Origin of the sequence: Bacillus sp. 22475, from assembly GCF_052044835.1 — a bacterium.
Classification (GTDB): domain Bacteria; phylum Bacillota; class Bacilli; order Bacillales; family Bacillaceae_G; genus Bacillus_A; species Bacillus_A cereus.
The window spans coordinates 41,832-49,110 of sequence record NZ_JBQENW010000034.1 but is presented as its reverse complement, the minus strand read 5'-3'; the positions used below and the strand labels follow the sequence as shown (position 1 = coordinate 49,110).

The following is a 7,279-nucleotide window of genomic DNA, read 5'->3' as shown; positions in this document are numbered from 1 at the left end:
ACAATTAGATGCAGAATTAAAAGAACAGCTAGAAAATATGAAGCAAGATGAGAAGAAAATCGAGGATAGCTTTTATAAAAATCTAGAGTTTGGCACAGGTGGTATGCGTGGTGAACTTGGTGCTGGTACGAACCGTTTAAACGTATATACAGTTCGTAAAGCAACAAAAGGATTAGCAAGCTTTATTGAAAAGTTAGGTGAGGAAGCGAAAAAACGAGGTGTTGTTGTAGCCTATGATTCTCGTCATAAATCACCTGAGTTCGCAATGGAGGTTGCTGCTACACTTGGTGCACGTGGTATCACAACATATGTGTTTGAAAGCTTACGTCCAACGCCAGTACTTTCTTTCGCAGTTCGTCATTTACATACAGTAAGTGGAATCGTTCTTACGGCAAGCCATAATCCGCCTGAATATAACGGATATAAAGTATACGGTGAAGATGGTGGACAGTTGCCTCCAAAAGAGGCCGATGAGTTAATTAGTTACGTAAACGCAGTAGAAGATGAATTAACAGTTGAAGTCGCTGATGTAGAGCAATTAAAAGCTGACGGTTTATTACATATTATTGGACAAGAAGTAGATGATGCATATGCTGCAGAATTGAACAATGTCATCATTAATAAAGAAATGGTACAAAAGGTTGGTAAAGACTTAAAAATCGTCTTTACACCATTACACGGAACATCAAATATTTCTGTACGCCGTGGTTTAAAAGAAGTTGGATTTACAGATGTAACAGTTGTAAAAGAGCAAGAGTTACCAGATCCAAACTTCTCTACAGTAAAATCACCGAACCCAGAAGAGCACGCAGCGTTTGAGTATGCAATTCGTGACGGTGAAAAGGTAGGCGCAGATGTATTAATCGCAACTGATCCTGACGCAGATCGTCTAGGTGTAGCGGTGCGCAATCATAATGGTGAGTTCCAAGTATTAACAGGAAACCAAACAGGTGCATTAATGCTTGATTACTTACTATCTCAAAAGAAAGAAAACGGAACGCTTCCGGAAAACGGTTTCGTATTAAAAACAATCGTAACGTCTGAGATTGGTCGTACAATTGCAAAAGCATACGGTTTAGATACAATTGATACGTTAACTGGATTTAAATTTATCGGTGAGAAAATTAGACAGTATGAAGAAAGCGGACAATATGAATTCCAATTCGGTTATGAGGAAAGCTATGGTTATTTAATCCGCCCATTCTGCCGTGATAAAGATGCAGTACAATCTGTCCTATTTGCATGTGAAGTAGCTGCATACTACAAATCACAAGGGAAAACGTTATATGACGGTCTATTAGAAGTATTTGAGAAATACGGATTCTTCCGTGAAGACCTTGTATCGTTAACGTTAAAAGGAAAAGATGGAGCGGAACAAATCCAAGAGATGATGGCGACGTTCCGTGAGAATCCTCCGAAAGAAGTAGCGGGCTTAACAGTCGTAGCAGTGGAAGACTATAAAGCAAGCATCGTTACGTCTTTACAAGATGGACATAAAGAAGAGATTCACTTACCGAAATCAAATGTGTTAAAATATCAATTAGAGGATGGTTCATGGTTCTGCCTACGTCCATCTGGAACTGAACCGAAGATTAAGTTCTACTTCGGTGTACAAGATAGTTCTTTACAAAATAGTGAACAAAAGTTACTTACTATTAAAGAAGACATTATGAATCGTTTATAATAAATTGTGGAAGGATTTGGTTATGTGTCGAATCCTTCTTTTATAATAAGGTTGATTTATTTAATAGGTTGTATGCTGCAAGATAGGATATAAGCTATGACTTGTATAAGAGAGGGTATCGTCGACAAAATATGTTCGACAATACTCTCTCTTTTTTTATAGGATTTTTGCTATACTAAACTGTACTATAATACATGATGGAAGGAGGAAAATAATGAAAATACTTGTTGTTGATGATGAATCGAGTATTCGTAATTTGATTCGGATGCAGTTGGAGATGGAAGGTTATGAAGTATTAGCAGCGGCTGATGGGAGAGAAGCTTTAGAGCGATGGAATGAGGGGCCGGATGTATTGATTTTGGATGTTATGCTTCCGGATACGGATGGGTATGAGTTGCTTCGTTTGTTCCGTGAGAGGGATAGGGATATTCCGGTGCTTATGTTAACGGCAAAGAGTCAGATGAATGATAAGTTGCTTGGCTTGCAGCTTGGTGCTGATGATTATGTGACGAAGCCGTTTAATTATGCGGAGCTTATTCTTCGGGTTAAGAATATGGCGCGGCGTGTAAAGAAGACGGAGAACGCTGTAAGTCATGAAGTAATTGAGGCTGGAGAGATAGTGATTTGTCCTAAGGAAAGAAAGGTACATGTGAGTGGACAAGAGATTCAGTTAACGTACCGAGAGTTTAATTTATGTCAGTTATTTGTTTCAAATCCGCAGCGTGTGTTTATGAGGGATGAGTTACTTGAGAAAGTATGGGGATTTGAGTATATCGGAAATACGAGAGCCGTTGATATTATGGTGCAGAGACTTCGAAAGAAGCTCGGGACGAGCGGAGAATATATTAAGACAATTTATGGCGTTGGCTATAAACTGGATTGTTAAGTGGTGATGGTATGTCTTTAAAGCGAAATATGGTGTTTGGAATAGTTGGGCTGTTAATTCCGATTTTTGTTCTTTTATATGCAGTTGTTTATATTACGTTAGAAAAGAATATGTATCATAACGCAGCAGATTCTTTAGAAAAGTTAAGTGTAGAAGCACAAATTTATACGATGAATTATTTAGAGAAGGAAGCAGAAGTGGATACGCTTGGTCCTAATTCACTTTTAATTGCGTCGTATTTAGCGAAGCGTATGGATGTCCGTGTGCAGATGATCGGGAAGAATGGCGATGTTGTTGCAGATACACAAAAAGGAGCATTGCTTCACCGTAACATTGACATTGAGAGTTCCTTGAAGGGGAAGAAGTCTTACGTTTTTGAGGAGGCGGATCCAGCTCCTATTCTTTTGTTTTCAAGCCCAGTATATTATGGAAACGATGTCATTGGAAGTATTCGTTTTATAAATGAGTTAACGGGTGAGAAGGAAGTTTTAACAAATGTGAGCTGGACATTCTTAATGGCGTCCCTTTGTTTAGTAGCTGCGGGTATTTTCTTTGCGATTCGTTTGGCGAAGTCTCTTCATAAGCCAATTGATCAGTTGAGACAAATGGCACAGCAGCTTGCGAATGGTGATTATAAGAGTAAGATTGAGTTAAATGAGTACGTAGAAATCGCTCAGCTTTCAGCATCTTTTAACGCGATGGCCGATGGAATTGAGCTGCATATTAAGCAATTGCAGGAGGAGAAAGAGAAGCAGAAGGATTTCCTAGACCGCATTACGCATGAGCTAAAAACACCGCTAACGGCAATTATCGGTTATGTGGATTTAATTCCGAAGTTACAATCGAAAGAAGATGTACAGGAAAGTCTTCGTTATGTGGCGGTGGAAAGTGAGCGTTTATTATCACTTGTAGAGGAACTGCTCAAGTCTTCGAAATATGGGAAGAGTACGTTTGAAGTGTCACCTACAGTTGTGAACATAAAGGAATTGGCAGAAGAAGCAGTTTCAATTGTGAAACCTCGTCTAAATCAATTTGAAATTGAAGTGATAAATGAGTTAACGGATGTACATGTTGTTGCGGATTTTGATAAGACGAAGCAAATTTTCTTAAATGTGCTTGATAATGCAATTAAGTATAGTGATGCTTCGCACATTCGTATGAATGTAATTGTAAATGAGCATGAGGCGAAGGTTTTTGTTCATGATGATGGGATCGGTATAGATGAAGTGGTGCTTGCAGAGTGGAATGAGTCTCCGAAAGGAAAAGCACTTCCTTCTAGTTACGGGAATGGTTATGGTTTGTATATTTGTCAGGAGATTATGAATAAGCAGGGCGGAAGCATGCGGATTGAGAGTAGTGAAGAAATAGGTACTACAATATTCATTACATTTTTGCTTCCGAGAAGGATGGAAGACATAAAAAACTTGAAAGCGGTTAAATGATACATTTATGAAACAATTATGCGGTATTTTCGAAACAACGTTTTTTTATCTTGGAGGTAGGCAGAAATGAAAAGGCTATCATTTCAAATTCTTATGTTTGTCATTTGTATGATTGTTTCTCTTGTTTTGTTTTATGTTATGGAGAAGCAAATCTATAATCGAATTAACATTGTAAATGATAAACAAGCCGTTTTACAAAGGGTGAATGAATCTCTTCCAATTGAAGTGAAAGTAAGACATGAAAAGTGGGGAGAAATCGTTGTAACGGATGAAGTTCGTTTGCATACGATTGTTTCATTCTTTGACCGAATTCGAATAGAGCCAGGTGACGTTAAGAGCAAAGAACAAGTATTTACTGGAGAAGTAACGTACTTGAATGGACATAAGCGTACTTTTGCAGTAGGTGACTTGTTCCAGTATGGGGAAAATGTATACGGAAAGAATGGCATGGATCCGATGATTTCAGCACTTCAAACGTATTTATTAAGCCTGTATTACACGCCAGAGCGTATTAGTGATTTCTTTGCTTCAGCGAAGGAAGTCGTAGTACGTCAAGGCGATGTGGTACGTACTATCAATCTTACGCACATACTTGATTCTATTCGGCACGCAAAGCAAATTACAGATTACGGAGAAATTCAGAAGTTATTACAATCGCAGAATGAACCGATTGCTTATATTACAGCTTATAAAACAGGTAAGCGCGTAAAAAATGATCGTGAAGATATTCTTACGATTTCTGTGTATCCATCGTACTTTGTTGTGCAATATCTCGGTGATAATAACGGAAATGTCATGTATATGAAAGGCTCTCTAGCAGAGTTATTCGTAAAGGAGAATGCGTCATGAGAAAGATAGCCTTTTTCTTCTTTTTGCTAGTAATTGGAGGAGCGATGTCTAGTTGCTCTCGAGATACAACCTCTATTAAATATAGTAAAAATGGTCTCCCTATTTTGGATGATCGTCATATTGTTGCGTATGTAGCGGCTCGTGAGGAAGTTGGTGAAGCGTTACTTTCATCATTTTGTAAACCGCGCGGATGTACGTATGAATTTATTCGTCTTTCAACAGAAGAACTTCTTCGTAGAGTGGAAGAAGAAGCTGGAAATCCGAAGGCGGATATTATTATTGGCGGTACAGTAGATGCGCATCAAATGATGAAGCAAAAAAATCTTTCTATTCCTGTGATAAGCCAACATGCAAATCGTATTTCAAAAACTGTTAAAGATAAAGATGGTTATTGGTACGGTTATGAAGTGGAGAAGCTGGCAATTGCGATTAATAAAGAGCGGTGGAGCGAGGAAATAGCGCCGCTCGGTCTCTCGTATCCGTTAAGATGGAAAGATTTATTGAATCCAGTATATAAAGGAAAGATTGTCATGCCCGATCCAAATGTTTCAGGTACAGCATATACGTTTTTTCAGTCACTTATTGATACGTTAGGTGAAGAGGAAGCGAAGGAATATGTGAAGAATCTGGCAGAACAAGTTGGAGAAGTAACAGTGAATGGTTACATCCCAGCAGAACTTGTTGCAAGTGGTGAATATATGGTAGGCATCAACTTTATGGGAGATCAGAGAATGCTTCAAAAACAAGGCTTTCCGATTTTAAGTAACGAACCTGAGCAAACAGGGTTATCCGTTAATGCGATTTCTAAACTAAAACGTGCACCGAGTGGTATTATTGCGGATTTATTTATTGATTATTGTTTATCAGAAGAAGCGGGTCACATTTTAGAAAAAGTGTCGTTTGGCGTACCAACGATGTTTGCGAAGAATGAGAAAGAAATAGAAGGACAGCCGGTTAGAAGGACGAACCAAAATATATCAAATAGCGGAATAATCGAGATATGGAATAGACAGCGTCTCTCTCTGAAGTGAGAAAAGGAGACGAAAATATATGTTTAAATGGCTCAAGCCAGCACCTGCAATTGAAAGATTGCCAGCGGATATGATCGACCGTGTATATCGATTACTACGTATTCGTGTGTTAATCGGGATTTCAGTTGGATATGCTGCTTATTATTTAGTTCGTAGTAACTTTACGTTATCAAGTACGTATTTAGTACAAGAATATGGTTTTAGTACAGCTGAAATTGGTCTACTAGGTTCAGTAATGGCAATTGTTTATGGATTTAGTAAGTTCTTTATGGGGAATTTATCAGATAAAGCTTTCGCCCAGCGCTTTATCGCAGTAGGTTTATTCTTATCAGGGCTTGTAAATATTTGTTTCGGCTTTGCATCATCATTTGGGATGATTGTTACATTACTTGTTGTTAACGGTATTGTACAAGGTATGGGAGCACCACCTTGTAGTATCGTTATGACAAAATGGTTCTCGAAGAAAGAACGCGGTACGAAAACAGGTCTTTGGAATATTTCACATAACGTTGGTGGAATGCTTGTGCCACCACTTGTCGGAATTGGTGTAGGTATTTTTGGTGAAAACCATTGGCAAGGCGGCGTGTTTATTTTCCCTGCGATTATCGCAATGGTAATTTCAGTTCTTGTTTGGATCAATGCGAAGGATACACCAGAATCTGAAGGTCTTCCTCCAATTGATGAGTATCGTAATGACTATGAAAATCTTGAAAAAGCAGATAATGCTAACAAGATGTCACCAAAAGAAATTTTAATGAAGTATGTAGTGAAAAATAAATTTGTATGGTTCTTATGTATTGCGAATGCTTTTGTTTATTTAATTCGTTTCGGTGTTATTAACTGGGTTCCACTTTATTTAACGACAGTTAAAGGATTTTCAAAAGCAGAAGCGCATGCGGCATATGCAATCTTTGAAGGTATGGCAATTCCAAGTTCATTAATCGTTGGTTTTTTAAGTGATAAATTATTTAAAGGAAAACGTATGCCATTATGTATTATTAGTATGGTTGGAGTTGTTATTGGTACGTTTATATATTGGCAAGCAACTAGCGTACTTGTTGTAAGTATTGCAGTTTCTATTATCGGTTGTTTAATTTATGTACCACAGTTCTTAATCGGTTTAAGTGCGATGGAATTAGTACCGAAATTTGCAGTAGGTACGACAGTTGGTATGTGTGGTCTATTCGGTTATGTAGGCGGAAGTCTTGTAGCTAACGCAGCAATTGGTGTTATTGTTGATCGTTCTGGCTGGGATGGTTGTTTCATCTTACTACTAACAGGTGCGGTTTTATCAACAATCTTCTTATTTATTGTTCAACGTGGACATGAGAGAAAAGATCCTAAAGTAGCGTAATATTTTGTTTGAAAAAGCTATCCAATTGTGTGT

The 7,279-nt window shown here is 38.1% G+C and carries 6 protein-coding genes; all 6 read left to right on the top strand.

Going from position 1 to position 7,279, the window contains the following annotated elements:
- Positions 1-1,684: phospho-sugar mutase (locus ACTJJY_RS28310; protein ID WP_440607138.1), on the top strand; the 1,684-nt coding region annotated here is incomplete at its 5' end.
- A 214-nt stretch (positions 1,685-1,898) separates the two neighbouring features.
- Positions 1,899-2,570 (top strand): response regulator transcription factor, encoded by a 672-nt coding sequence (locus ACTJJY_RS28305; protein WP_000699555.1) that lies wholly within the window; start codon positions 1,899-1,901, stop codon positions 2,568-2,570.
- Positions 2,571-2,581: 11 nt separating this feature from the next.
- Entirely contained in the window at positions 2,582-4,012 is a 1,431-nt protein-coding gene (locus tag ACTJJY_RS28300) for a HAMP domain-containing sensor histidine kinase (RefSeq protein ID WP_440607137.1), read from the top strand.
- A gap of 66 nt (positions 4,013-4,078) precedes the next feature.
- Entirely contained in the window at positions 4,079-4,861 is a 783-nt protein-coding gene (locus ACTJJY_RS28295) for a DUF3919 family protein (RefSeq protein WP_440607136.1), read from the top strand.
- Positions 4,858-5,892, top strand: a complete 1,035-nt coding sequence (locus tag ACTJJY_RS28290) for an ABC transporter substrate-binding protein (protein ID WP_088019813.1) — start codon at positions 4,858-4,860, stop codon at positions 5,890-5,892. The genes ACTJJY_RS28295 and ACTJJY_RS28290 overlap by 4 nt, the downstream gene beginning before the upstream one ends.
- 19 nt (positions 5,893-5,911) lie before the next feature.
- Complete coding sequence (locus ACTJJY_RS28285; RefSeq protein ID WP_000477603.1) at positions 5,912-7,246, top strand: MFS transporter; 1,335 nt, start codon at positions 5,912-5,914, stop codon at positions 7,244-7,246.
- Positions 7,247-7,279 lie beyond the last annotated feature (33 nt).

Coding starts and splice junctions, on each gene's coding strand:
- ACTJJY_RS28305 (WP_000699555.1), top strand. CDS start 1,899: ATGAAAATACTTGTTGTTGATGATGAATCGAGTATTCGTAATTTGATT.
- ACTJJY_RS28295 (WP_440607136.1), top strand. CDS start 4,079: ATGAAAAGGCTATCATTTCAAATTCTTATGTTTGTCATTTGTATGATT.
- ACTJJY_RS28290 (WP_088019813.1), top strand. CDS start 4,858: ATGAGAAAGATAGCCTTTTTCTTCTTTTTGCTAGTAATTGGAGGAGCG.
- ACTJJY_RS28300 (WP_440607137.1), top strand. CDS start 2,582: ATGTCTTTAAAGCGAAATATGGTGTTTGGAATAGTTGGGCTGTTAATT.
- ACTJJY_RS28285 (WP_000477603.1), top strand. CDS start 5,912: ATGTTTAAATGGCTCAAGCCAGCACCTGCAATTGAAAGATTGCCAGCG.